The sequence below is a fragment of the Brucella sp. NBRC 113783 genome, assembly GCF_040372265.1.
In the GTDB taxonomy this organism is placed as follows: domain Bacteria; phylum Pseudomonadota; class Alphaproteobacteria; order Rhizobiales; family Rhizobiaceae; genus Brucella; species Brucella teleogrylli.
Genome location: NZ_BAABRX010000008.1, coordinates 55,368 through 78,975 on the forward strand (window position 1 = coordinate 55,368; position 23,608 = coordinate 78,975).

The window sequence follows — 23,608 nt, forward strand, 5'->3', positions numbered from 1 at the left end:
AATCTTTTTATGATTCTCCGACCGTCAGCCTATTCGAGCAGCGGCGACCAGGCCGGATCGGACGCGAAATTCGGCGTCTGGATCTGACGTTCGTTACGACCTGTCAGATCGATGGTGAACAGTTTTGGACCGCCCGCGCCTGCCGCCTTGCGGAAGAACATCAGCACGCGACCGTTCGGTGCCCAGGTCGGACCTTCATTGTGGAAGCCCGATGTCAGAAGGCGTTCGCCCGAACCGTCGGTCTTCATCACGCCAATCGAGAACTGACCCTGCGACTGCTTGGTGAAGGCGATGAGATCGCCACGCGGCGACCAGACCGGTGTGGAATAACTGCCGTCGCCCATCGACAGGCGGCGCGGATTGGAGCCATCGGCACCGGCGATATAGAGCTGCGGGCGACCGCCGCGGTCGGATGCGAACACAACCTGAGAACCATCCGGCGAATAGGAAGCGCTGGTATCGATCGCCTGGCTGTTGGTCAGACGGGTCGTGGTGCGCGAGCGCAGATCCATTGCATAGACATTGGCGCTGCCGTCGTCCTGAAGCAGGCTCATGACGACCTTCTGGCCATCCGGCGAGAAGCGCGGCGCGATGGTCATGCCGGGGAAATTGCCGACCAGTTCACGCTGGCCCGTTTCGAGCTGCAGCAGGTAAACCTTTGGCTGACCGCCAGCGAACGACATATAGGTGACTTCCTGACGGTTCGGCGAGAAGCGCGGGGTCAGCGCCATGTCGCGACCATCGGATAGATAACGGATATTCGCGCCGTCCTGATCCATGATGGCGAGGCGCTTGATGCGCTTCTGGGCCGGGCCGGATTCATCGACGAAAACGATGCGCGTATCGAAATAGCCCTTTTCACCCGTCAGGCGCTCATAGATGGCGTCGGCGATGATATGGGCGACACGACGCCAGTTATCCGGCGAGGTGAAGAACTGCTGGCCGATCATCTGCTGACCGCCAAACGTATCCCAGAGACGGAATTCCGCCTTCAGCCTGCCATCCGGCTGCTTGGTGATGCGACCGGTGACCAGTGCCTGCGCATTGATGACCTTCCAGTCCTCGAAGCGCGGCGCGGCATCGGGATTGGAAATCTTTTCAATGAAGGCACCCTTGTCGATGGGCGCAAATAGGCCGGACCGCTCAAGATCGGCAGCGATGACCGACGTGATGTTCGGACCAAGCTGGTCCGCGGACAGGAAATCCGTGATGGCGATCGGCAGAGGCTCGATCACACCCTTGTTGATGTTGATTTCCACCACGGCGCGCGCAGGCATGGTGCAGACAAGACTTGCGGCAATCATGCAGGCGAAAGCCGAGAGGACTGTCCGGATCTTTGTTTTCATGATGCCGGTTTTCATATCTTCTGGGACCTCTTTTGTCCTTTGCCCCTATTGGGCTTCATTTAGTCTGGCGACCGGGAAATCCCGATCAGAACATTTCGCTCGGGTCGAAGTTGACGATCACTTCCGACCATGAATCATATTTGTCGACGGGCAGATTATACGGGGCGCAGCGTGCAACCGCGCGCTTGGCGCTTTCCGCCGCCGCGCGACCAACGCCGTCGCCGCCACCGCCCGATGTCACTTCCGGGACGCCCTGAATGGAGCCGTCCTGATTCAGCTTCATCTTCACGGTCACAACCAGTCCCGGCGCATCGGCCACACCAGCTGGCACGTTCCAGCACTTGGAAATCGCACCGCGCAGCGCATCCATTTCACTCTGGCTCAGCTTCGAGCCGCCGGTATTCTTCTTGCCGCCGAGCGAAGCCTGATCGGTCGAACGTTTCGCGCCACCACCGGAAGCCTTCTGCTTGTTGAGAAGGGCTGCAACCTCATCGGCAATCGCATCCTTCTTCGACTGCGAGGTCTGCGATGCGGACTGCGTCGGCTTCTTTTCTTCCGTCGGCTTGCGATCCGGCGTCTTGGCGGTCTGCGCCTGGGGCGGCTTCGGCTTGGACTGCGGCGCGGGAACATTGTCCGGCAGCTTCGGCGTGTTCGCATCCGGCGTTTCGGCCTGCTTTTCGATGGCTTCCGCCACCGGGTCAGGCTTTACTTCCTGCTTCGGTTCAGGCTTGGCCTGCATTTCTGTTGCGGGAACCGGCGTCGGCTTTTCTTCCGGCTTTGGTTCGGGTTTTGGCTCCGGCTTCGGTTCCGGCTTTTTCACCGGTTCCGGCTGGGCTTTGGGCTCTTCCGCCGCCTCGATAGGCTTTGCCTTGGTATCGGGCTTCGGCGGGGTCGTGGTGTCTACGTCCTGATCGCCGACATTCTGGGCATCGGGAACGGTCTGCGGCTTGGTGGTCGGGATCGGCGCAGACTTCTCCTTCATGGGTGCCGTCTTTTCGCCCTGCTGAATTTGCGTGATGGATTCAATCGGCACGATGTCGACCGGGAACGATTCCGAATCCTGCACGTCGAAAGCCTTCGGCGAGGAAAAGGAAAAGAGCCCCAGCGCAATGACGATGGTATGGAGCGCTACAGAAGATGTCAGGCCAGCCTTCATGATGGCGTCAGCTATCCTGCTCCTGGAGAGTCACAAGGCCGATATTCTTGAAACCGGCGGCGGAAATGCGGGCCATGACCTTCATGACGGTGCCGTAATCGGCAGCCTTGTCACCGCGCACGAAAATGCGCTCGTCATACCCCGTCTTGGAAATGGCCTGAAGCTTCGGCACAACCTCTTCGATCGGAATTTCGGTTTCCTGCAAGTAGATCTTGCCCTCATTGCTGACCGAAACGGTAATCGGTTGCGTATCGGCGTTCATCGCCTTGGCCTGCGTATCCGGCAGGTCAATCGGCACGCCAACCGTCAAAAGCGGCGCAGAGACCATGAAGATGATGAGCAGCACCAGCATTACGTCGACGAACGGCGTAACGTTGATTTCACTCATCAATGCTTGTCTGCGACCGCGCCTGCGGCGTCCGCCCGACTGCATTCCATTTCCGACCGACATGCCCATTGCAAAATTCCCGAAAGCTCGATTTGCCGTATTCGCTGGAAGGCGCTTAGCTGCGCGGCGTCAGCTTCTCATCAATTTGGCGCGACAGTATGGCGGAGAACTCATCCGCAAAACCCTCAAGTCGTCCGCCGATCTTGCCCGCATCGGACGAGAGCTTGTTGTAGGCGATAACGGCCGGGATAGCGGCAAGAAGACCGATGGCCGTCGCGAGAAGGGCTTCGGCGATACCCGGCGCCACAACCGCAAGGCTGGTATTCTTGGAGGCCGCGATGGCCTGGAACGAGGTCATGATGCCGACAACCGTACCGAACAGACCGATAAACGGCGCCGCGGAACCGATGGTGGCAAGGAAGCCGAGGCGCGATTCCATCTTTTCGCTTTCACGCGCCAGCGCGACATCCATCGCCTTGTCGATACGCATCTGAAGGCCGATGGGGGAACGCGCGCCCTTTTCGAAGGATTTCTTCCATTCGCGCATGGCGGCCATGAAGATCGACGCCATGCCGGTGGTGCGGCGTTCGCCGAGATTGCGATAGAGTTCTTCCAGAGACTGGCCCGACCAGAAAGCCTGTTCGAAGCGGTCGATGGCGCGGCGTGCGCGGCTATATGCGATCACCTTGTCCACGACGATAGCCCAGGTCCAGACCGAAGCGCCAAGCAAGCCCAGCATGACCAGCTTGACCACCCAGTTTGCCTGCATGAACAGGCCCCAGAGGGTAACATCGGCGGCGGGGGCCGCTAACGCAACATTTTCCATCGATCCACCGTTTCGAGGTTCTTGCCGGTCCGACACCCGGACCGCAGACCCCAACCTTCTCTGTCTTTAGGCATTTCCATCCGCAGAGCTGTTTCGTACTTCTGCTGGAAATATCCTGTTTTTGAATCCAAACGCCCGGCACGGGACCGGGCGGCATCGCAAATCGTCACGGATCGCCCTTTGATGCGGGTGATCCAAATCTGCGCAGCTTTACGTCTTGTTCGATGCAGTTGGATCAGGAAAAACGCTCGGCACTTTTCCCGAAACTGCTTCAAGCGCTGTTCGCACATCCAGGCAGGACATGCAGACATTCGCATCGCAACCGCCCCAAAGCACACATGCCGGATTTACAACTTTAAATCCCTACGGCGCTTGTTACGGTTAATTTTGGTGAAAGGAAGGCGCTGCGCTTGCCGCCTGCCCTTCAACCGATTCCGTCAGGATGATTAATCGGAGATTATGGTTAAAGATGCGTTAGCATTTGCACCAATAACGGCCCAGGATGCCAAATTCGGTCATCAAATGAGCCAGCGCTTTAAAAATAAACGCGATAGGCGCACCCTCAATTCTTGGGAGGGCGGCAGAAAATCAGCGTCCCTTGGTAAACGCTTCGCGCCACTCGTCCGGTATCCGGCGCGGGTGGCCTTCCTTGGTGATCATCACCGCTTCCACTTTCGCTTCCGAAAGCAGGCGCCCTTCGCAGGTGATTGTCTGCGCCATGATGACCCGCGCGCCGCGTATTTCGCTGACACGCGTTTCAATCAGGATCAGATCGTCCATCCGGGCCGGAGACTTGTAATCGATCTCCATGCGCCGCACGACCCAGACCATTTCTTCACCAAGCGCACCTTCGGCAAGCTCGATATGGTGCACGTCCTGCAAGCGCAAGAAGTCGGTGCGTCCGCGCTCGTAAAATTCCAGATAGCGCCCGTGATAGACAAAACCTGAAAAATCCGTGTCGGCATAATAGATGCGCGCATAAAGGTGATGCGCCCCGTCTTTCAGCGCACCCGATACGCCTTCAAGCGCCGCATGGTCGTTTCGATCAGTCCCGGTTGTCTTAGTCATTGTCTTCCATGAAGAGGCCGAATTGCGCCTGCTGGATGATTTCGGCGGGCGCAGGCAATCCCAGATGCTGCCACGCAATCGCCGTCAGAACGCGACCGCGCGGCGTACGCTGCAGAAAGCCCTGCTGGATGAGATAGGGTTCAATAATGTCTTCAATCGCATCGCGCGGTTCGGAAAGCCCCGCCGCGATGGTTTCGATCCCGACTGGACCACCGCCGAAATTGCGCGCGATGATATTGAGGTAACGCCGGTCGAGCTGGTCGAGGCCGCGATTATCCACTTCAAGCCGCGACAGCGCTTCATCGGCAATCTTGCGGTCGATGACGTCGCTACCGGCGACCAGCGCGAAATCGCGCACACGGCGCAGCAGGCGTCCGGCGATGCGCGGCGTGCCTCGCGAGCGGCGCGCGACTTCCAGCGCACCATCCGGCGAAATGCCCATCTGCATGATGCGCGCGCCACGGCGCACGATATATTCGAGTTCCTCGACGGTATAGAAATTGAGCCGCACCGGAATGCCGAAGCGGTCACGCAACGGCGTGGTCAGGAGACCAAGACGCGTCGTCGCCGCAACCAGCGTGAATTTGGCAAGATCGATCTTTACCGAGCGCGCTGCCGGGCCTTCACCAATGATGAGATCGAGCTGGAAATCTTCCATCGCCGGATAGAGAATTTCTTCCACAGCGGGGCTCAGACGATGAATTTCATCGATGAAGAGCACGTCGCGCTCTTCGAGATTGGTCAGCAGAGCCGCCAAGTCGCCAGCCTTGGCGATGACCGGGCCGGAGGTGGAGCGGAAATTGACGCCCAGCTCCTTGGCCATGATCTGCGCCAGCGTCGTCTTGCCGAGACCGGGAGGTCCGACGAACAGCACATGATCCAGCGCTTCGCCGCGCACCTTGGCCGCTTCGATGAAGACCTTGAGATTGGCGCGCGCCGTTGCCTGCCCCACGAAATCGTCAAGCGTCTGCGGGCGCAGCGTATTGTCTTCGTCCACGCGTTTGTCGGCATCGATGAGAGGGTTGCGGTCGCTCATGCCTTCCTCCTCGCACGAACATATCGCCGACACAAGCTAATCACCGCGACAATTCCTTCAAACCAAGCCGGATGAGCTTTGCCGAATCGGCATCCTCGCCCGCTTCTTTCAGCGCAGCCGCGACGGCATTCGCCGCCTGATCGCGCGAATAACCGAGATTGGAAAGCGCCGACACGGCATCCGCGACGGGGGCCGGGGCCGCACCGGCTCCAAGCTCCTGCTTGAGCCCGATGGTGCCGCTCGCCTCACCAGCGAAAGCCGGGGCCTTGTTCTTCAATTCGGTGACGATGCGCTCCGCCACTTTCTTGCCGACGCCCGGCGCACGCGACACCATGGCGATGTCTCGCAGCGCAATCGCATTGGCGAGTTCCGACGGCGACAATGTGCCAAGCACGGCCAGAGCCACCTTGGCGCCGACGCCCTGCACATTTTGCAGCAGGCGGAACCACTCACGCTCAAGCTGATTGGCGAAACCGTAAAGGCGGATCATGTCCTCGCGGACATAGGTTTCGATGAACAAAATGGCCGCCTCGCCCGCTCCGCCGAGATTGCCCAGCGTGCGCGCCGAACAAAACGCCACATAGCCGACGCCATGCACGTCGATGACGGCATGATCCTCGGCAATTTCATCGATCACGCCCTTAAGCTTGCCGATCATTCCGGTTCTACCCCGCTAACAACGCCTGCATCCGGCGGGCGCTTACAATGCTCTGACGATGATGGGCATGGCAAATCGCAATAGCCAACGCATCGGCGGCATCGCTCGTATCGAACGACGCACGCGGCATCAGCACTTTGACCATCATGTGAATCTGTTGCTTTTCGCCGTGACCGACGCCGATCACCGCTTTTTTGACCGCATTCGGCGCATATTCCGCCACCGGTAGACCTGCCTGGGCCGGTGCCAGCAGCGCGATGCCGCGCGCCTGGCCAAGCTTGAGCGTTGCGGTCGCATCCTTGTTGACGAAAGTATGTTCGACCGCAGCTTCATGCGGCATGAATTCATGCAAGACTTTGGAAAGCCCCTCATGCAACTGGCAAAGACGCGAGGCGAGATCCATCTCGGCATTCGACGTCACCGTGCCCGAGCCGATGAAGTGCAGCGAATTGCCAAGCGATTCGACAATGCCCCACCCCGTGCGGCGCAGGCCCGGATCGATGCCAATAATGCGAATCGTTTCTTTCATAAGCGAACCCTATCCTCAGACGGATTCACTTGACAGCAGAAAAGTGAACAAAAGAGAAACATGCGCCGAGAGCACGGTCGGGGCAGCGCAGATTTCGGTTATGACGACCCGAAAATGGTGGGCTTTGAGAACCGGAGCGCAGCGTACATAAGGTACGTGAGCACCGGAAGCGGAAAACAACGCCATTAGCAGGCCGTCAAAGCCGAAATACCAGCTGTCCCTTAAGACGCGCCGAAAGCCGTCTTCAGCAACACAATCTGTTCGGAAACCGGGTTGTCGTGCGGATTGGCCTGCAAGGAAACCACATCGCCATAGACTTCGCGGTCCATGCGGCGCACGCGCGCCTGCAAACGCATCGAGCGTTCCACGAGTTCGCCAAAGGCAGCAGGCAACTCGTTCCAGCCCGGCGCGCCTTCTCCCGCCGATGGCGTGTCGAGACGCACCTTGGCCTTTTCGGCAGACACCTGCTGGCGGTTCATTTCACCGTTGCGGGCGGCGCGCTGGAGCAGCAGCCAGGAAGCGATCTGCATGAGACGGGTGGTGAGGCGCATTGATTCGGCGGCATAAAGGGTTGCGGCAATCCGTGACAGGTTGCGCGCTTCTTCACGGCCTTCACCGTCGAGATAGCTTGCCGCTTCCTCGACCATATCCATGCCCTGGCTGTAGATCGGCTTGAACGAATCCGAGAAGACCATGCGCTCCGCGAGGCTGATCATATTGCTCGGCATCTGTCTCTGTTCGCTAATCACTGCTCTGCCACCTTGCGTGACCGCCTGCATCGGCGGCCCATTCCGTTGCCCGCATCCATCCGAACAATGGACGCGACTGAAAATTGCTGAACCGTCTTTCGATCACGCAGGACGTTCGGACGGAACTGTCATGACAAACAAGTCCACGATAAACTGCACCTTCATGCACGGTCGCGCAAGATTATGTTTAACGTTCGGTTAACATTTTCAAGGGGTAGTTAACTATCCCTGCAAGCAGAACGGGTCGAACCGGTTTCCGGTTCCCCTCATGCGTTTAAACGCTGGCGGCTAGAGCCTTGCAGGCACAAAAAAAGAGCCGCAATGGCGGCTCTCAGGAGTTTAACAGGGAGGCGTCAAACAGAGTGGCAAAACCACTCGGTAAGAATCCAGCCGAACTGGATGTAAATGATTAAACCCTCTTAAGATTAATGAATGGTTAATTTTGAGTTGGACCTGTGGAAAATGCCAGCGGGACGGCCGCGCAGAAAGAAAAAGCCGCCCGAAGGCGGCTTTTTATCAATAGCGCTGCAGCGCTGGCTGCGGCTTCGGTCCTGACTGCATCTTCACCGGCTCGGCGGCAGGCACAACAGGCTTGCCAGATTTGGCAGCCGCACCGTTCTTGCCCCAGCCAATTGTCGGCAGCCACTCCAGATAATAGGCCAGCGCGAACTGCATCACGATACCGGTTGCGATCAGCAGCGTGTCGTAAGGCAGACCACCCGGGTTCACGAGCTTCATCACCTGCGCCACCATGGCAAGCAGCGTGCCTGCGATGAACACCGGCAGCGAATGCTTGCCGAGGATGGCGAGCGGATTATCCGGCGCGGTGCGGGCAATATTGTTCAGCGTCGGCACAACGGCAATGAGATAAGCCATCGCCAGAATGTGCAGCAGACGGGGGCCCGACAGGAAAGTCTTGTCGAAACCGGTGATGACCATCGGCAGGCCCATCGAGGCATCGATCCCCCAAAGCGGAATGCGGACCCAGGCCAGCGCCAGCACCAGATAGCCAACGGCAAGGGCGATCAGCGCCGGATGGTTGGGCAACTGGCCGCCGCGGCGCACATGCATCACGCCTGCAATGCCGATGGCAAACAGGAACTGCCAGGAAAGCGGATTCAAGAACCAGACGCCTTCCGTCGGATAATTGATCGGCGCGACGTTATAAAGTCCCGACAGGAACCACACTACGCCCGAGACACCCAGCATCAGGGGCAGGCTGATGCGCGCCAGCAGTAGCAGGATCGGCGTCAGGACCAGCATGACGGCATACATCGACAGGATGTTGTTGTAGCCCAGCTGATGGCCCAGCGTTACGAGACCGAACAGCGATTCCACCGGGTGCTTGAGCAACGGCTCGATATTGATTTCCTTGAGCAGCTCGGCGCGCTTCAGGAAAATCGCAGCGGAAGCAAAGATGGCGATCGTAGCCATGGTCGTCATGATGTGGGCCGTATAAAGCACACCCGCACGACGCCACATCTTCAATGTCAGCAGAAGGCGGCTACCGGGGCCGAACTTGCCGCCATAGGCCAGCGCCACGGCCATGCCGGAAATCAGCACAAAGGCTTCCGCAGAATCGGAGAAGCCGAGATTCTTGTGCGTGAAATGCTCGTAGATGGTGCCCGGCACGTGGTTGATGAAAATGGTCAGCAGGGCAAGTGCACGAAACACGTCAATGCGCGTGTCGCGCACCTTCGCGGTCGGCGCGGGCATCGCTTCTCTAGCGGTCGCAATCGTCATTTACCAGCCTGTCTGTCTCTGCTGGAAAGCACCGGCGCTTGGGACCGCGACGCTCTCCAATATCTCAAGTTGCAGCTCTCCGAATGGGAGATCGGATGAAAGCCACATGCTTCATCGGGGCGTTTATTGCCCGACGTTTGATGGGCCTTATATACCCATTAATCCCGGCAGAACGGGGTTGGTTCCGATCAACTTTCGTTCCAGTGGATAACATAATGCTAAGCGGCTATCGGATTTCTCCGGCAGGGCTGCCACGACGCGCGCGCAGCGCTTGCTCTTGGCCCGTTGGATCGCATACACGCATCAGGACAATTAGCCAGGCGCCTATTTGCGCCAAAACAAATAGATAGAGCGCTGCATCCGTTTCGGATAAACAGAACTTCACTCTTGCCCGAATTCCATCATGTTTTTCTCGTTAGGCTTCGCCCCATGAACAAGTCCGCTCCCAAGACAGAACCCGAACGCTGCCGCATCGTGCTGGTCGCCCCGCCGACTGCCGATAGCGCGGTTTTGGCCAGACTTTTGACGGAAGCGCTTTCCGGCGGCGATGTCGCAAGTGTGATTCTCGACACCGGCGATCTGGATGAAGCAACCTTTCAGGCCGTCGCCGCAAAGGCAGTGCCGATCATCCAGGAAAAGGGTGCAGCCGCCCTCATCTTGAACGATACGCGCATTGCTGGCCGTGTCGGCGCCGATGGCGTGCATATTGAAGGCAAAGCGGCTGAGCTTGCAGACGCCATCGAAAAGCACACGCCGAAAATGATCGTGGGCACCGGCAATCTGCGCGACCGTCATGGCGCGATGGAAATCGGCGAATTGCAGCCGGACTATATTTTCTTCGGCAAGATCGGCGCGGACAACAAGCCGGACGCACATCCGCGTAATCTTGCGCTAGCCGAATGGTGGGCGCAAATGGTCGAAATCCCCTCCATTGCGCAGGCTGGCAACACGCTTGAAAGCATCATCCCGGCAGCCGAGACTGGCGCGGATTTCGTGGCGCTCGGTCGCGCCGTGTTCGAGGCGGAAGATCCGGCGAAAGCGGTTGCGGAAGCAAACCGCCTTCTCGATGAACACGCGCCGCGTTTTGAAAACTAAGCCAACGCATTCCATTCCCAAGGTCTTGTTGATGCCCACGAAGAGCAAACTTCTTCTCGCTGCCGCTTTGACATTCGCGCTGCCTGCCCTGCCGGCTGCCGCTGCAGGCGAGCCTGCGAAAAGCCAGAGCGATAGTGCCAAGGGTACTCACAAGGACAAGAAAAGCGACAAGCCCGCGAAGCAGCCGGTGATGCTGCCACAGCCCGCGACGACGGACCCGATGCCCGCCATCGATCTGAGCCGCTTCGGCGACAAGCCTGCCGACGAGGCCTTCGGCGCTTTTCAGCGCGGGCTTTATCTGACCGCCTTCAATCTGGCGAAACCGCAGGCCGAAAAAGGCGATCCGGCTTCGCAGACGCTGATTGCCGAAATGTATGCGCGCGGCATGGGCATCCCTGCCGACCAGAAGCTCGCAGCCGAATGGTATGGCAAAGCCGCCGAAAAGGGCATCACCGAGGCGCAGTTCCGCTATGCGGCGCTGCTGCTACAGGGCACTTACGTCAAGAAGGATCAGGCCAAGGCCGAAGCCCTGATGCAGAAGGCAGCCGAAGGCGGCAATGCCATGGCCCAGTTCAACTGGGGCCAGATGCTGATGGTGAAACATCCAGGCAAACCCGGCCTCGATCTTGCTTTCCCATGGTTCGAGAAAGCGGCGGAGGCAAAGCTTGCCGACGGCGAATATGCGATGAGCCAGATCTATGCCAATGGCACCGAAAAGATCGCCCGTGACGACAACAAGGCCCGCACATATCTGATCCGCGCGGCGCGCAAAGGTTATGACACGGCCCAGTTCGATCTTGGGCGCTGGCTGGTGGAGGGCCGTGGCGGCGACAAGGACTATGAACAGGGCTTCCGCTGGATTCAGATTGCCGCCGGGCGCGGCATGGTGATGGCGCAAGTCTGGCTTGCCCGGCTTTATCGCGACGGGATCGGCACCGATGGCGATTCCGTGAAGGCAGCGGCATGGTATATCATTGCGCAGCGCGCCGGTTTTCGTTCTCCCGACCTCAACGATCTGATGGACGGATTGGCCGATGATCAGATCAAACAGGCTATCGAGACGGCTAACGATCTCAGAGTTCGCTAGCAATTCTGACGATTCTACGTCTCCAAAAGATTCTCTTTTCGTGCTCAGGCTTGCACAAAGCGCCGTTTTGTGGTCTTGGAGACGCGATTATCGCGGTTCGAGTATAGACGCCTGCGCAATCTCTCGACAAAGCGGGCGATTGCCCGTTCGCTGTCATGTGACGAACCGCAATTGGTTTCAATTCATTCCGGATCAAGCTCATGAAGATCAATGGTAACGAAATCCGTCCCGGCAACGTCATCGAACATGACGGCGGGCTCTGGGTTGCCGTCAAGACCAACGCCGTCAAGCCCGGCAAGGGCGGCGCCTACAATCAGGTCGAACTGAAGAACCTCATCACCGGCACCAAGCTCAACGAGCGTTTCCGTGCCGCTGAAACCGTCGAGCGCGTGCGCCTCGAGCAAAAGGACTTTTCGTTCCTCTATGAACAGGGCGAAGCGCTGATTTTCATGGATACGGAATCCTACGAACAGCTCGAACTCCAGAAGGATTTCGTGGGCGACCGCGCTGCCTTCCTTCAGGACGGCATGATGGTCACCGTCGAACTCTACGAAGAAAAGCCGATCGGCATTCGTCTGCCGGATCAGGTCACGCTGGCAATCACCGAAGCCGATCCAGTCGTCAAGGGCCAGACCGCAGCCTCGTCCTACAAGCCCGCCGTGCTTGAAAACGGCATCCGTATCCTCGTTCCGCCCTTCATCGCTTCCGGTGAGCGCGTGATCGTCGACACCAATGAACTGACCTACGTCAGCCGCGCTTAATCCAGCGCCCGTCTTTTGCGATGCCCCAACGGGCATCGCAGCTTGTCGCGATTGTACCGCGACTGTTCTTTCTCAGATTGCTCAATTCCTCGAAAGCCTGTGTGCGTGCACGCGCCTCGGATTTTCAAGGATCTGTTTAACTGCACGATCCACGCCCATATCCACGCCTTTTCGATGGCCGTGGGATCTTGCCAAAAAGGATAAAGAAATGGCCCGCTCAGCCCTTCTTAACGTTATGGTACAGGCCGCTATGAAAGCTGGCCGTAACCTTGCCCGCGACTTCGGCGAAGTCCAGAATCTTCAGGTATCCCTCAAGGGCCCCGGCGACTATGTCAGCCAGGCGGACCGCAAGGCGGAACAGATCATCTATACGGAATTGAGCCGCGCCCGCCCGGATTTCGGCTTCCTGATGGAAGAATCCGGCGAGGTGGAAGCCAAGGACGGACAGCATCGCTGGTTGATCGATCCGCTCGACGGCACAACGAATTTCCTGCACGGTATCCCGGTTTTCGCAGTCTCCATCGCTCTTGAGCGTCAGGGACAGATCGTAGCTGGCGTCATCTATAATCCGGCCATGGACGAGCTTTACACTGCCGAACGCGGTGGTGGCGCTTTCCTCAATGATCGTCGTCTGCGCGTTGCAGCCCGCACCAAGCTGGTCGATACGGTGATCGGCACCGGCATCCCGCATCTTGGTCGCGGCCATCATGGCCATTATCTGGTCGAACTGCGCAATGTTATGGCCGAAACAGCCGGTGTCCGCCGCCTGGGCGCTGCCGCACTCGACCTTGCTTATGTCGCCGCCGGTCGCCTCGATGGTTTCTGGGAAGAAGGCGTCAATCCATGGGATATCGGCGCAGGCATGCTGATGATCCGGGAAGCTGGCGGTTTCGTCTCCGATAAGGACGGCGGACAGAACATGTTCGAAAAGAAGAACATTGTTGCTGGGAACGAAGCCGTTCAAGCAGCACTTCTCAAGACGATCAAGAAGCCGATCTGATCCAGACCAAACTCCATCTGATGAAACCTTATTCAGCGCGCCACCGGCGCGCTGAAGTTTTTTACAGCTCATTTTTTCCTGCTCAGGCGATTCCGCTTCCCCAATTTATGAAGTAGGCTCTCCCTCAAACAGCCGACGATGGAGCGGAACGCATGAGTGACTTTAGGGAACCGAGAACACGTCTGGATGAGGGACGCGATTATGACCCCTATCGCCTGAGCAGCCCGCGTATCGTTATATTATCCATGGTGATCTTCCTCATCATCGTTGCCTTTCTGGCAGCGGTGCTGATGCGGCAGATCCATACTTTCTTCGTTACCAATCCCGGCCTAAACGGCCTCATTCTCGGCGTCCTGCTGGTCGGCATATTGCTGGCTTTCGGGCAGGTTCTGCGCCTTTTTCCCGAAATTCGTTGGGTCAATTCCTTCCGCGATGGCGACCGCGACGGCACCACCCGCCCGCCGGTCCTGCTTGCGCCGATGCGCGCGCTGATCGGACGTCGGCAATCGATGGCGCTGACGACCACGTCAATGCGCTCGATCCTCGATTCCATCGCGACACGCCTTGATGAAAGCCGCGACATCTCGCGTTATCTCATCGGGCTTCTGGTTTTCCTCGGCCTGCTCGGCACGTTCTGGGGCTTGCTAGAAACGGTTGGCTCCATCGGGCGCACCATCCAGACGCTGGACCCAAGCTCTGGCAGTACCGGCGATGTGCTAGATGCGCTGAAGGCCGGTTTGCAGGCGCCGCTGTCCGGCATGGGCACCGCTTTCTCGTCGTCGCTGTTCGGTCTGTCGGGTTCGCTCATTCTGGGCTTCCTCGACCTGCAGGCGGGCCGCGCCCAGAACCGTTTCTATACCGAGCTCGAAAACTGGCTTTCCTCCGTGACCGATCTTGGTTCCGACCTCAACGCCGAAAATGGTCAGGCAGGCGAACTGCATGCATTGGCCGAGCGGCTGAAGACGCAGGGCGGCGATTCCACCCAGCGCACGACGGCTGCGCTCGCCAATCTGGCCGAGGGTATTCAGGGTCTAGTGAAAAGCATGCGTAGCGAACAGCAGATCATGCGTGACTGGGTGGAAAAGCAGGCTGACGAGCAAAAGGCTATCCGCCAGACGCTCGACCGGCTGTCCAAGGCCATTGGCGCGACGTCGCACGAACGCAAGTCTGATCGCAACGATACACATCAAAGCGATAAGGCGGAGTAAGGCTCATGGCTCTTGCCCGCAACCGCCGCCAGCAAAGACATGTCGATTACTGGCCGGGCTTCGTCGATGCGCTGACGACGCTGCTTCTCGCCATCATGTTTCTGCTCACAGTCTTCGTGCTGGCGCAGTTTCTGCTCAGCCGCGAGGTCAATAATAAGGACAGTGTGCTGGCCCGCCTCAACAGCCAGATTCAGGAACTGACCCAGCTACTATCGCTGGAGAAGAGCAATTCGCAGGACATGCAGGACACCATCGCCAATCTGCAAGCCTCGCTCTCCTCTGCCGAAAGCGAGCGTTCGCGCCTGCAAACGCTGCTGAACGAGGGCAGCGGCGCGGGTGCTGCTGCAGAAAAGCGCGCCGGTGAACTGTCGGAAAGCCTTGACGCCGAAAAACAGGTCAGCGCCCGCGCGCTCAGTCAGGTGGAATTGCTGAACCAGCAGATTTCCGCCTTGCGCCGCCAGATTGCGGCACTGGAAGACGCGCTCAACGCATCAGAAAGCCGCGACCGCGAATCGAACGCCAAGATTGCCGACCTTGGCAAGCGCCTCAATGTGGCGCTGGCCCAGCGCGTGCAGGAACTGAACCGCTATCGCTCCGACTTCTTCGGGCGCTTGCGTGAAATTCTCTCCGACAAGGACAATATCCGCATTGTCGGCGACCGTTTCGTCTTCCAGTCGGAAGTGCTGTTCCCGACGGGATCGTCGGACATCAACCCGGCTGGCGAAGTGGAGATGAAGAAGCTCGCCGACGCGGTAATCGAGCTGAACAAGGAAATCCCGGACGATATCAATTGGGTGCTGCGCGTGGATGGCCACACCGACAATGTGCCGCTCGCCGGTACGGGACGTTTCCGAGACAATTGGGAGCTGTCTTCGGCCCGCGCGACGGCGGTCGTCAAATTCCTGATCGCCAATGGCGTTCCGGCCAACCGCCTCGTGGCGGCAGGCTTTGGCGAGTATCAGCCGCTGGAAGCCTCGGATTCACCTGATGCCCGCGCCCGAAACCGCCGCATCGAGTTGAAACTGACCGAGAGGTAAACAAAAGGGACGTAAAAGCATTTCCAGCAAAAGTGCGAAGCGCCTAAGCAGGGAAATCAGTCCCCCGGACTGATTTCTGTTCCTGCTTCGATGCGTTCTGAAATGCGTATGGATAAAGCGCCCCTTTCTTTCGAGCCCCGCTTAGTACACCCCTGCCCCGACTTCGAATTGCAGCTTGGCCAGACGCGCATAGATGCCGCCGCGCTCCACAAGGCTCTGATGGGTGCCTTCTTCGACGATCCGGCCTTTATCGAGCACAAGAATGCGATCCGCCTTCAGCACCGTTGCAAGACGGTGCGCGACCACCAGCGTCGTGCGTCCCTGCATCAGCCCGTCGAGAGCCTTCTGCACCAGCATTTCGCTTTCTGCATCGAGCGCCGAGGTGGCTTCATCCAGCAACAGGATCGGCGCGGCGCGCAGGATGGCGCGAGCAATGGCAATACGCTGGCGCTGTCCGCCAGACAATGTTACCCCGCGCTCACCGACTTCCGTGTCATAGCCATTGGCGAGCGCCATGATGAAATCATGCGCCAGTGCAGCCTTGGCTGCAGCCTCGATTTCCGCATCGCTCGCACCCGGCCTGCCGAAGCCGATATTGTCGCGGATCGAGGTCGCAAAGATCGCCACATCCTGCGGCACCATGGCCACGCGCCCGCGCACGGCTGCCGGATCGGCCTCCGGCAAGGCAACGCCATCCATCAGCACCTTGCCGGACTGCGGATCATAATAACGCATCACCAGCGAAAACACCGTGCTCTTCCCCGCACCGGACGGGCCGACAATGGCAACCGTTTCGCCGGGTTTGACCGCAAAGCTCACGCCATTCAGCGATGGCGCATCAGGGCGCGTCGGATAGGAGAAATAAACGTCATCGAAGACGATCTCACCACGCGCCGGCTCCGGCAAGGAAACCGGATTGCGAGGCGCTGAAATGTCCGGGTCTTCATCCAGAATTTCAGCCAGACGCTCTGTTGCACCGGCCGCCTGCGCCAGTTCACCGCCGACTTCCGAGAGGGCGCCGAAGGCGCTGGCCGCGAAAACCGCATAGAGCACGAACTGACCGAGCGTGCCCGGCGACATGGTGCCGGACAAAACATCGCGCGAGCCGAACCACAGCACCGCAACCACGCTGGAAAAAATCAGAAAGATGGCGAAGGCCGTCAGCACCGCCCGCGCCTTGATGGACGAGCGCGCCGCCTGATAGGCGTTTTCCACGGCATGGGCAAACCGCCCGACCACCATGTTTTCATTGGTGAAGGCCTGCAAGGTGCGCATCGCGCCAATCTGCTCGCTGGCATAGGCATTGGCATTGGCGAGCATATCCTGCGTCAAACGCGAGCGGCGGCGCACGGAACGCCCGAAAGCGATCAGCGGTACGACGATCACCGGAATGGCTGCAATCACCAGCACGGAGAGTTTCGGGCTTGTGACAACCATCATGGCCAGTGCGCCGACACCCAAAATGACATTGCGCAGCGCGACCGACGCGGTGGCACCCACCACCGATTTGATCTGTGTCGTATCGGCGGAAAGCCGCGACACGATTTCGCCAGACTGCGACCGGTCGAAGAATTCCGGCGAAAGCGCTGTCACATGCGCGAAGACCGCATTGCGCAAATCGGCCACGACCCGTTCACCCAGAGAGATCACGAAGAAGTAACGCAGCCCCGACGCAACCGCCAGAACCAGCGCCAGCAGCACCAGCATCCCGAAATAATTGTTTACGAAAATGGCGTTGGCGCCGGTGAAGCCGTGATCGATCATGCGGCGCAGCGCGACCGGCACTGCGAGCGTCGTGACGGCGGCCAGAACCAGCGAAAAGAGAGCGCCGATAACCAGCAGCTTATAGCGGGCGACGAACGGAACCATGCGCCGCAGAGGCTTGAGGGAGCGGCGCTTGCGCGCCTCGTCTGCATTCGATTCCGGATTCACACCAGTTGGATTATTATGATCGGCCATTCTTGAGATTGTGCCCTTGTTATTGCCGTGCGCCTGATGTATAGGCTCGGCAACCCTTTTGGAAGCCGTCACCTGCGGGTGATGGGTCTTCGTAAATGCCATTGGGCGAAAGTGCCGCAGTTTTGACATTCAGGCTGCGCTTTTCTTCCAGACTTTCAGGCCAGACTATCAGGATTGAGAAGATGAAAGCCAATATCCATCCCGACTACCACACCATCAAGGTCGTGATGACCGATGGCACCGAATACCAGACCCGTTCGACCTGGGGCAAAGAAGGCGATACGATGAACCTCGATATCGACCCGACCACCCATCCGGCCTGGACTGGCGGTTCGCAGACCCTGCTCGATCGCGGCGGTCGCGTTACGAAGTTCAAGAACCGTTTCGGCAACCTCGGCATCTAATACCAGGTTACCTATTCGGAAAACCCCGCTTCGGCGGGGTTTTTTATTGCCTGCACTTTGCCAGAAGCAGGCAATAAAAAACTCCCGGACAAACTTGTGTTTTGACCGGGAGCTTCGATAGTGCATGAGCGGCTATAATCAGGCGCTGAGCTTTTCCATCACTTCGTCGCTGACTTCGAAGTTGGTGTAGACGTTCTGCACGTCGTCATCGTCTTCCAGCGTGTTGAGAAGCTTGAGAACGGAGCGGGCCTTTTCTTCGTCCAGCTCGGTATTGGTCTGTGGCTTCCAGATCGTCTTGATCGATTCGGCCTCGCCAAGAGCAGCTTCAAGCGCCTTCGACACTTCGCCGATATCTTCGAATGCGCAGATGATGACGTGTTCTTCTTCGCCGGATTGCACATCCTCGGCACCAGCTTCGATAGCCGCTTCCATGACCTTGTCGGCATCGCCGACAGAGGACTTGTAGACGATTTCGCCAACGCGATCGAACATGAAGGAAACCGAACCGGTTTCGCCCAGCGCGCCACCAGACTTGGTGAAGGCTGCGCGGACGTTGGACGCGGTGCGGTTGCGATTGTCGGTCAGCGCTTCAACGATAACCGAAACGCCACCGGGGCCGCGGCCCTCATAGCGCACTTCATCATAGTTTTCGCCGTCATTGCCGGCGGCCTTCTTGATGGCGCGCTCAATGTTATCTTTCGGCATCGACTGCGCTTTGGCGTTCTGAATCGCCAGACGCAGGCGCGGATTCATCGTCGGGTCAGGCAGACCCTGCTTGGCGGCGACGGTAATCTCGCGTCCGAGCTTGGAAAACATTTTCGACCGCACGGCGTCCTGACGGCCCTTGCGGTGCATGATGTTCTTAAACTGTGAATGGCCAGCCATGGCACCCCTGTTCTGTTCTAATCGTCGCGCACGGAAAAGCGTTACGCATGAACAGACAATCTCACGCAGAGAGTATCACACAAGCGGGGCCGCAAGTCCGGCCACAATGCTTTCCGTGCAGAATGGCGGCGTTATAAGGAATTGAGCCTCATTCGTCCAGCAAAAGCGCGGATCGAGGCCCTCACCTGTCAAAAAATTCAATAAGGCTCGACCCGGGCGACAAAGCAGCTTATCGATAAAATCATGAATCAACGCCCGCAAGCCCCATCCCCGAAGGCCCCGAACGAGACCATCGCTGCCCGTATCAGCCGGGTTCTGGCTGACCGTATCATCGAAGGGGAAATCGAGCCGGGCACCAAATTGCGGCAGGATCACATCGCCGAAGAGTTCCAGACCAGCCATGTGCCGGTGCGTGAGGCGTTTCGGCGGCTGGAAGCGCAGGGGCTGGCCGTTTCGGAGCCGCGCCGGGGTGTGCGCGTCGCCTCCTTCGACATTGGCGAGATTCGCGAAGTGGCGGAAATGCGCGCAGCGCTCGAAGTGCTGGCTTTACGGCATGCGGCGGCGCACATCACCCGCGCCACGCTTGATGCTGCCGAACGCGCCACGCTCGACGGCGACAAATCACGGGACGTGCGAAGCTGGGAAGACGCCAACCGGCGCTTTCACCGGCTCATTCTGGAACCATGCCGGATGCCACGCCTGCTTGCCGCCATTGACGATCTGCATGCGGCCAGCGCGCGGTTTCTGTTTGCGACCTGGCGGTCGGAGTGGGAAGCACGCACCGATCACGATCACCGGGCGATTCTCGATGCCCTGCGCAAGAACGACATCGACCACGCCGCCGCCATTCTCGCCCGTCATGTGCAATGGATTGGCCACCGCCCGGTCAGAACGGCCTCCGGCAAGATGCGCGATTCCTTTGCGATTGTCGGTTAAAGCACATCCCGAAAAGTGCAAAGCGGTTTTCGGATAAGATGTGCGCCGAAAACAATTAGCTAGCGCGGTTGCGACGACTCAATCGTCGCTGGAACCGCTCTAGCGCCAGAATTCCGGGATAGTTTCTTCCAGACGCGCGCCGATGCGCAAAGGTGCTGCCTTTTCGGCAAGGCCGGTGCGGTCGGAGATTTCAATACCGACACCGCAAATGGTCGCCGGACCATTGGCTGCTTCAAAACGCCCCTTCGGCACCTTGGACAGAAAGCGGTTGAGCGGCTCTTCCTTGTCCATACCAAGTGACGAATCGTAATCGCCGCACATGCCCGCATCCGACATATAGGCCGTGCCATTGCGCAAGATCTGGCAATCGGCGGTCGGCACATGCGTGTGCGTGCCGACGACAGCACTCGCACGGCCATCGACGAAATGGCCGAAGCACTGCTTTTCGCTGGTTGCTTCCGCATGGAAATCGAAGAACACGGCATCGGCCTGCTCGCCCAGCGGACAGGCTTCAAGGATCTTCTCCGCCGCGATAAACGGATCATCCAGATCGGGATGCATGAAGACGCGCCCCATGACATTGGACACGAGCACGCGCGCGCCGTTCCTGGCGATGTAAAGTCCCTCGCCCTTGCCTGCCGTTCCTTTCGGAAAATTGGCCGGGCGTAGGAAGCGGTCCTCGCGCTTGGAGAAATCGAGCGCCTCGCGCTGATCCCAGACGTGATTGCCGGTGGTCACGACATCCGCGCCAGCGCGGATCGTTTCATGAAAAATCTCTTCGGTAATGCCAAAACCGCCCGCGGCGTTCTCGCCGTTGACGATCACGAAGTCCAGCTTCAGATCGGAAATCAGCCCCGGCAGCTTTTCATAAACTGCCGTGCGCCCCGACCGGCCCACCATGTCACCAAGAAAAAGCAATCTCATGAGATGAGCCTTATAAGCCTGCGCCCAGCGAACGCAAGCCGCTCTCCGTCAGTATCTGGTTGAGCGCGATATCGTGCGGCTCGTCGGGCACATGCTCCACTTGCTGACAATCATAGGCCATGCCAATGAGCAAGGGCTGCAAACCACGTTCGGCAAACCGTGCCAGCGCGCGATCATAATGTCCCGCACCATAGCCCAGACGATGCCCGCGCGGGTCGAAACCGGCAAGTGGCATCAGCATGATGGTCGGGTCCACCAGCGGCGCTCGTGCATCGGGACCCATCGTGCCGAACCCTGTCTGCACAAGCTGCGCATCGGGCAGAAACTCGCGGAAGGCAATGGTTTCCTTGTCCAGCACCACCGGCAGGCAGAGCCTTGCGCCCTTGCCGCGCAGGACGGACAGAAGCGGACGCGGATCAATTTCAGAGCGGATCGGCCAATAGCCCGCCACGAGCGTTCCCTTGGGAATGACCAGCGCCTCTTCGCCGTGTTTCGCGGCCGCGAGCGAGGCTTCATACTGGTAACGGGGTTCCAGCGCATCGCGGCGGGCAAGCACGGCACGCCTGAGCGCCTGTTTTTCCTGACTGCCATCCGGAGCCGCTGCTGCCATCCCCAAAACCTCTCCATTTGCATAATCCGACTGTAACAGTGGAACCGCAATGAGACGATCCGTCAAGTGATGGATCAGACAGCGTCGGCAATCCGCTCCGACCGGTCACGGATCACCTTCAGCACGACGCCATGAAAATCATTGAGAAACACCTTGCCCCACAGGTCGCAATAGAAGTCGATCGGCGTTGCGATGCGATAATGCGTGGTCAGCGTCAGGCGGGTGCGGCCATCGGGCAGAGGCTCCAGCCGGTAGTCGCCATTGGCCAGTTGAAGATAGCTGCTGTTCACCTTGATATGGGCTTCGACGGCTGCGGGAATGGAGCCCGGGCCGAAGCGGAAATCCCAGGCCAGCAGGCGGTTTTCCTCCCACTGCGTCACGATCTCCTGAAAAGTCACCCCGCGCGTCCATTGCAACTGGCGCACGGCGCCCACGCCCTCCCCTTCGATGCGCGCATCGACCGGCTGCGGCACGCCCACAATACCATGGCTGAATGTCCAGGACAGTTCATCGGCGCGCACATTGCGGATTTCGACGGTCTGCTTCCACACCACTTCCGGCGGTGCGGCAATATCGATCACCGTCGTCACCGACCCGTCATGCGGGGCATAGGAAAACTGAAGCTCTGCCGGAAAGACGGCCAGCGGCAGGGCGACCACCAGCATTGTCGAACGGCGCGAGCGGAGCTTGCGGATGATCCACAGCGTCAATGTCGAGCCGAGTGTCGAGAACACCACGAAGAAGGGCGCAGCGATCACCACGCAGATGCCCGCTTCGTGGAACAGCACCATGCTGACAACGACCAGCCCGCCTATGATGGCCCAGCCCATGCGGACATGCCGCCACAGGTCTTTTTCGGCACGCGGGTCGGCCAGACTGGATGCGAGGCTTGCCACCGCCATCGGCAGCAGCATAAGCCCGGCAAAGAACGGCATCTCATCGTCAGCCGCACCGGACCAGATCAGCATGTATAAAATCAGGCCATAGGCGAAAGCCACCGGCACGGCGACCGACAGTCTTTCAAATGGGCGCGGCTTTTGGGGCGGTGCAACTTGGGGAGATTCCATCGGAACATGCGAATAATTAAGGTTTATCGCATGTTTACGGGCAATGCGTAGCACAGATCAAGTCTTGAGGACTGGATTTTCATACGCATTGCAAGATGAAAGGAAAGCGGCGACCACGACAACCGATGGTAGTGATTGATCCCGGGAACCTACAAAGTAGGTGGGCACCATATGCGAAAGCCCGCAAGCCTTCACAGGGACAGTTCCCTTAGAGATCAATAAGGCCCCGGGGATGCTGTTACACCTGTCGGGAAGCGCAGTACGCCGCTGATGAATATAGTCGCTCGCAACGGGCTGCGCCAGAGGCTGCGAGGCTTTCACCGCGAAATCTTTTCAGAAAATTCAGAAAGCGCTTAGCTTATGAACTGGCGCGTGGCGCAATGCGGGACGCCACCTGTTCCAGACGCGACGCGACATCCGACAGTATGCCGGTTAGCGCCGCATCGTTGCTGTCGGCGCGCCCGAGCGCTTCATCACGCGCGCGGCGCAGCGTCTCGACTTCGCTTTCCAGACCATTGATGCGCTTCTGCATCTCGGCCATCTCGTCCATCACCATGATCCCGGCCATGACGGTCAGGCGCAAATCGCCGATCTCTCCGAACGACGATTTGAGATGCGTGACATATTGATCGAAACGGTCGGCAAGTCCGCTGAGGTGCTCTTCCTGCCCCTCATCGCACGCCATGCGATAAGCCTTGCCATCGATGGTTACGGTAACGGTCGCTATGATAGCCTCCTATCGATCCAGAACGGCGCGAATGGTTTCCATCGCCGTGACAAGGCGCCGCGACACTTCGCGGTTGGCAGCTTCAAGCCGCTCTGCACGGGCTTCGGACTGGTCGAGTTCCTGAGCGAGACGGCTGCGGTCAGCATTCATGCGCTGCACCTCTTCCTCGGCTTCGGCGAAATCGCCTTCCTTGTCCAGCCGCAGATCAACCGCGCCTTCGAGCGTGTTGAGTGCTTTTTCCAGCCGTTCCAAAACTTGCCTGAGGGTCGCTTCGGGTGCCATCCATGTCCTTTCTGATGCCATTCAACGGCATCGAATCGCGTCTGCCGGACAGGCCTCTTTGAAAAGATTGTAATAATCGACCGCCGGATAAGCAACAAATGAGGTGTCCATATGAGCTTTCATGCAC

General features: G+C 58.9%; 25 protein-coding genes and 1 other RNA gene. 8 read left to right on the plus strand and 18 right to left on the minus strand.

Translation table 11 applies throughout. The features are described 5' to 3' along the window. Positions 1-29 precede the first annotated feature (29 nt). From tolB to ABWW11_RS20240, 10 genes are all read right to left on the minus strand, one after another. Positions 30-1,361 carry a Tol-Pal system beta propeller repeat protein TolB gene (gene tolB / locus ABWW11_RS20195; RefSeq protein ID WP_109369746.1) on the minus strand — a complete coding sequence of 444 codons (1,332 nt, stop codon included), beginning with the start codon at positions 1,359-1,361 and terminating at the stop codon, positions 30-32. 70 nt (positions 1,362-1,431) lie between these two features. Further along, the gene (tolA, locus tag ABWW11_RS20200; RefSeq protein WP_109369747.1) at positions 1,432-2,502 is read right to left on the minus strand and encodes a cell envelope integrity protein TolA; all 1,071 of its coding nucleotides are present in this window, start codon (positions 2,500-2,502) and stop codon (positions 1,432-1,434) included. A gap of 7 nt (positions 2,503-2,509) precedes the next feature. Next, on the minus strand, positions 2,510-2,959 hold the full coding sequence (gene tolR / locus ABWW11_RS20205; protein ID WP_109369748.1) for a protein TolR: 450 nt from the start codon (positions 2,957-2,959) through the stop codon (positions 2,510-2,512). Between the two features lie 46 nt (positions 2,960-3,005). Then, the gene (tolQ, locus tag ABWW11_RS20210) at positions 3,006-3,716 is read right to left on the minus strand and encodes a protein TolQ (protein ID WP_078339480.1); all 711 of its coding nucleotides are present in this window, start codon (positions 3,714-3,716) and stop codon (positions 3,006-3,008) included. A 588-nt stretch (positions 3,717-4,304) separates the two neighbouring features. Then, positions 4,305-4,784, minus strand: coding sequence for a YbgC/FadM family acyl-CoA thioesterase (locus tag ABWW11_RS20215; protein ID WP_109369749.1), 480 nt, complete (start codon positions 4,782-4,784; stop codon positions 4,305-4,307). Beyond that, positions 4,777-5,820, minus strand: coding sequence for a Holliday junction branch migration DNA helicase RuvB (gene ruvB / locus ABWW11_RS20220; RefSeq protein ID WP_109369750.1), 1,044 nt, complete (start codon positions 5,818-5,820; stop codon positions 4,777-4,779). Before ruvB ends, ABWW11_RS20215 begins: the two co-directional genes overlap by 8 nt. A 40-nt stretch (positions 5,821-5,860) precedes the next feature. Continuing rightward, positions 5,861-6,478 (minus strand): Holliday junction branch migration protein RuvA, encoded by a 618-nt coding sequence (gene ruvA, locus ABWW11_RS20225; RefSeq protein WP_109369751.1) that lies wholly within the window; start codon positions 6,476-6,478, stop codon positions 5,861-5,863. A gap of 7 nt (positions 6,479-6,485) precedes the next feature. Beyond that, entirely contained in the window at positions 6,486-7,007 is a 522-nt protein-coding gene (gene ruvC, locus ABWW11_RS20230; RefSeq protein WP_002964793.1) for a crossover junction endodeoxyribonuclease RuvC, read from the minus strand. Between the two features lie 221 nt (positions 7,008-7,228). After that, entirely contained in the window at positions 7,229-7,735 is a 507-nt protein-coding gene (rcdA, locus tag ABWW11_RS20235; RefSeq protein WP_109370310.1) for a protease adaptor protein RcdA, read from the minus strand. 537 nt (positions 7,736-8,272) lie between these two features. Then, on the minus strand, positions 8,273-9,472 hold the full coding sequence (locus tag ABWW11_RS20240) for an OpgC family protein (RefSeq protein WP_109370311.1): 1,200 nt from the start codon (positions 9,470-9,472) through the stop codon (positions 8,273-8,275). Between the two features lie 456 nt (positions 9,473-9,928). Here ABWW11_RS20240 and ABWW11_RS20245 point away from each other — a divergent pair, with 456 nt between their 5' ends. From ABWW11_RS20245 to ABWW11_RS20270, 6 genes are all read left to right on the plus strand, one after another. After that, complete coding sequence (locus ABWW11_RS20245) at positions 9,929-10,594, plus strand: thiamine phosphate synthase (protein ID WP_109369752.1); 666 nt, start codon at positions 9,929-9,931, stop codon at positions 10,592-10,594. A gap of 31 nt (positions 10,595-10,625) precedes the next feature. Further along, complete coding sequence (locus ABWW11_RS20250) at positions 10,626-11,681, plus strand: tetratricopeptide repeat protein (protein WP_109370312.1); 1,056 nt, start codon at positions 10,626-10,628, stop codon at positions 11,679-11,681. Between the two features lie 200 nt (positions 11,682-11,881). Continuing rightward, the gene (gene efp, locus ABWW11_RS20255) at positions 11,882-12,442 is read left to right on the plus strand and encodes an elongation factor P (RefSeq protein ID WP_109369753.1); all 561 of its coding nucleotides are present in this window, start codon (positions 11,882-11,884) and stop codon (positions 12,440-12,442) included. Between the two features lie 208 nt (positions 12,443-12,650). Continuing rightward, positions 12,651-13,442, plus strand: coding sequence for an inositol monophosphatase family protein (locus tag ABWW11_RS20260; protein WP_109369754.1), 792 nt, complete (start codon positions 12,651-12,653; stop codon positions 13,440-13,442). Positions 13,443-13,594: 152 nt separating this feature from the next. Continuing rightward, the gene (locus ABWW11_RS20265; RefSeq protein WP_319080529.1) at positions 13,595-14,650 is read left to right on the plus strand and encodes a MotA/TolQ/ExbB proton channel family protein; all 1,056 of its coding nucleotides are present in this window, start codon (positions 13,595-13,597) and stop codon (positions 14,648-14,650) included. Positions 14,651-14,655: 5 nt separating this feature from the next. Further along, positions 14,656-15,687, plus strand: a complete 1,032-nt coding sequence (locus ABWW11_RS20270; protein ID WP_109369756.1) for a peptidoglycan -binding protein — start codon at positions 14,656-14,658, stop codon at positions 15,685-15,687. A 141-nt stretch (positions 15,688-15,828) separates the two neighbouring features. Here ABWW11_RS20270 and ABWW11_RS20275 read toward each other — a convergent pair whose 3' ends face one another. Beyond that, entirely contained in the window at positions 15,829-17,748 is a 1,920-nt protein-coding gene (locus ABWW11_RS20275; protein WP_109369757.1) for an ABC transporter transmembrane domain-containing protein, read from the minus strand. A gap of 80 nt (positions 17,749-17,828) precedes the next feature. On the opposite strand from ABWW11_RS20275, the gene rpmE reads away from it, so the two are divergent. After that, positions 17,829-18,050: a 50S ribosomal protein L31 gene (rpmE, locus tag ABWW11_RS20280; protein ID WP_078339491.1), complete on the plus strand. Its 222-nt coding sequence runs from the start codon at positions 17,829-17,831 to the stop codon at positions 18,048-18,050. A 138-nt stretch (positions 18,051-18,188) separates the two neighbouring features. Here the strand turns inward: rpmE and ABWW11_RS20285 are convergent, their stop codons facing one another. Then, the gene (locus ABWW11_RS20285) at positions 18,189-18,935 is read right to left on the minus strand and encodes a YebC/PmpR family DNA-binding transcriptional regulator (RefSeq protein WP_078339492.1); all 747 of its coding nucleotides are present in this window, start codon (positions 18,933-18,935) and stop codon (positions 18,189-18,191) included. 243 nt (positions 18,936-19,178) lie between these two features. On the opposite strand from ABWW11_RS20285, the gene ABWW11_RS20290 reads away from it, so the two are divergent. Beyond that, positions 19,179-19,871: a GntR family transcriptional regulator gene (locus ABWW11_RS20290; RefSeq protein ID WP_109369758.1), complete on the plus strand. Its 693-nt coding sequence runs from the start codon at positions 19,179-19,181 to the stop codon at positions 19,869-19,871. Positions 19,872-19,970: 99 nt separating this feature from the next. Here the strand turns inward: ABWW11_RS20290 and ABWW11_RS20295 are convergent, their stop codons facing one another. The 6 genes from ABWW11_RS20295 to ABWW11_RS20320 all read right to left on the minus strand — a co-directional run bounded on the left by ABWW11_RS20295 (position 19,971) and on the right by ABWW11_RS20320 (position 23,481). Further along, positions 19,971-20,795 carry a TIGR00282 family metallophosphoesterase gene (locus ABWW11_RS20295; protein ID WP_109369759.1) on the minus strand — a complete coding sequence of 275 codons (825 nt, stop codon included), beginning with the start codon at positions 20,793-20,795 and terminating at the stop codon, positions 19,971-19,973. A 10-nt stretch (positions 20,796-20,805) separates the two neighbouring features. After that, positions 20,806-21,405, minus strand: a complete 600-nt coding sequence (locus ABWW11_RS20300; RefSeq protein WP_109369760.1) for a 5-formyltetrahydrofolate cyclo-ligase — start codon at positions 21,403-21,405, stop codon at positions 20,806-20,808. 74 nt (positions 21,406-21,479) lie between these two features. After that, complete coding sequence (locus tag ABWW11_RS20305; protein WP_109369761.1) at positions 21,480-22,472, minus strand: SRPBCC family protein; 993 nt, start codon at positions 22,470-22,472, stop codon at positions 21,480-21,482. Positions 22,473-22,579: 107 nt separating this feature from the next. Then, a non-coding RNA gene (gene ssrS / locus ABWW11_RS20310) (6S RNA) lies at positions 22,580-22,738 on the minus strand. 92 nt (positions 22,739-22,830) lie between these two features. Next, positions 22,831-23,199: a cell division protein ZapA gene (locus tag ABWW11_RS20315; protein WP_109369762.1), complete on the minus strand. Its 369-nt coding sequence runs from the start codon at positions 23,197-23,199 to the stop codon at positions 22,831-22,833. A 9-nt stretch (positions 23,200-23,208) separates the two neighbouring features. Next, on the minus strand, positions 23,209-23,481 hold the full coding sequence (locus tag ABWW11_RS20320) for a DUF4164 domain-containing protein (protein WP_109369763.1): 273 nt from the start codon (positions 23,479-23,481) through the stop codon (positions 23,209-23,211). Between the last annotated feature and the right edge of the window lie 127 nt (positions 23,482-23,608).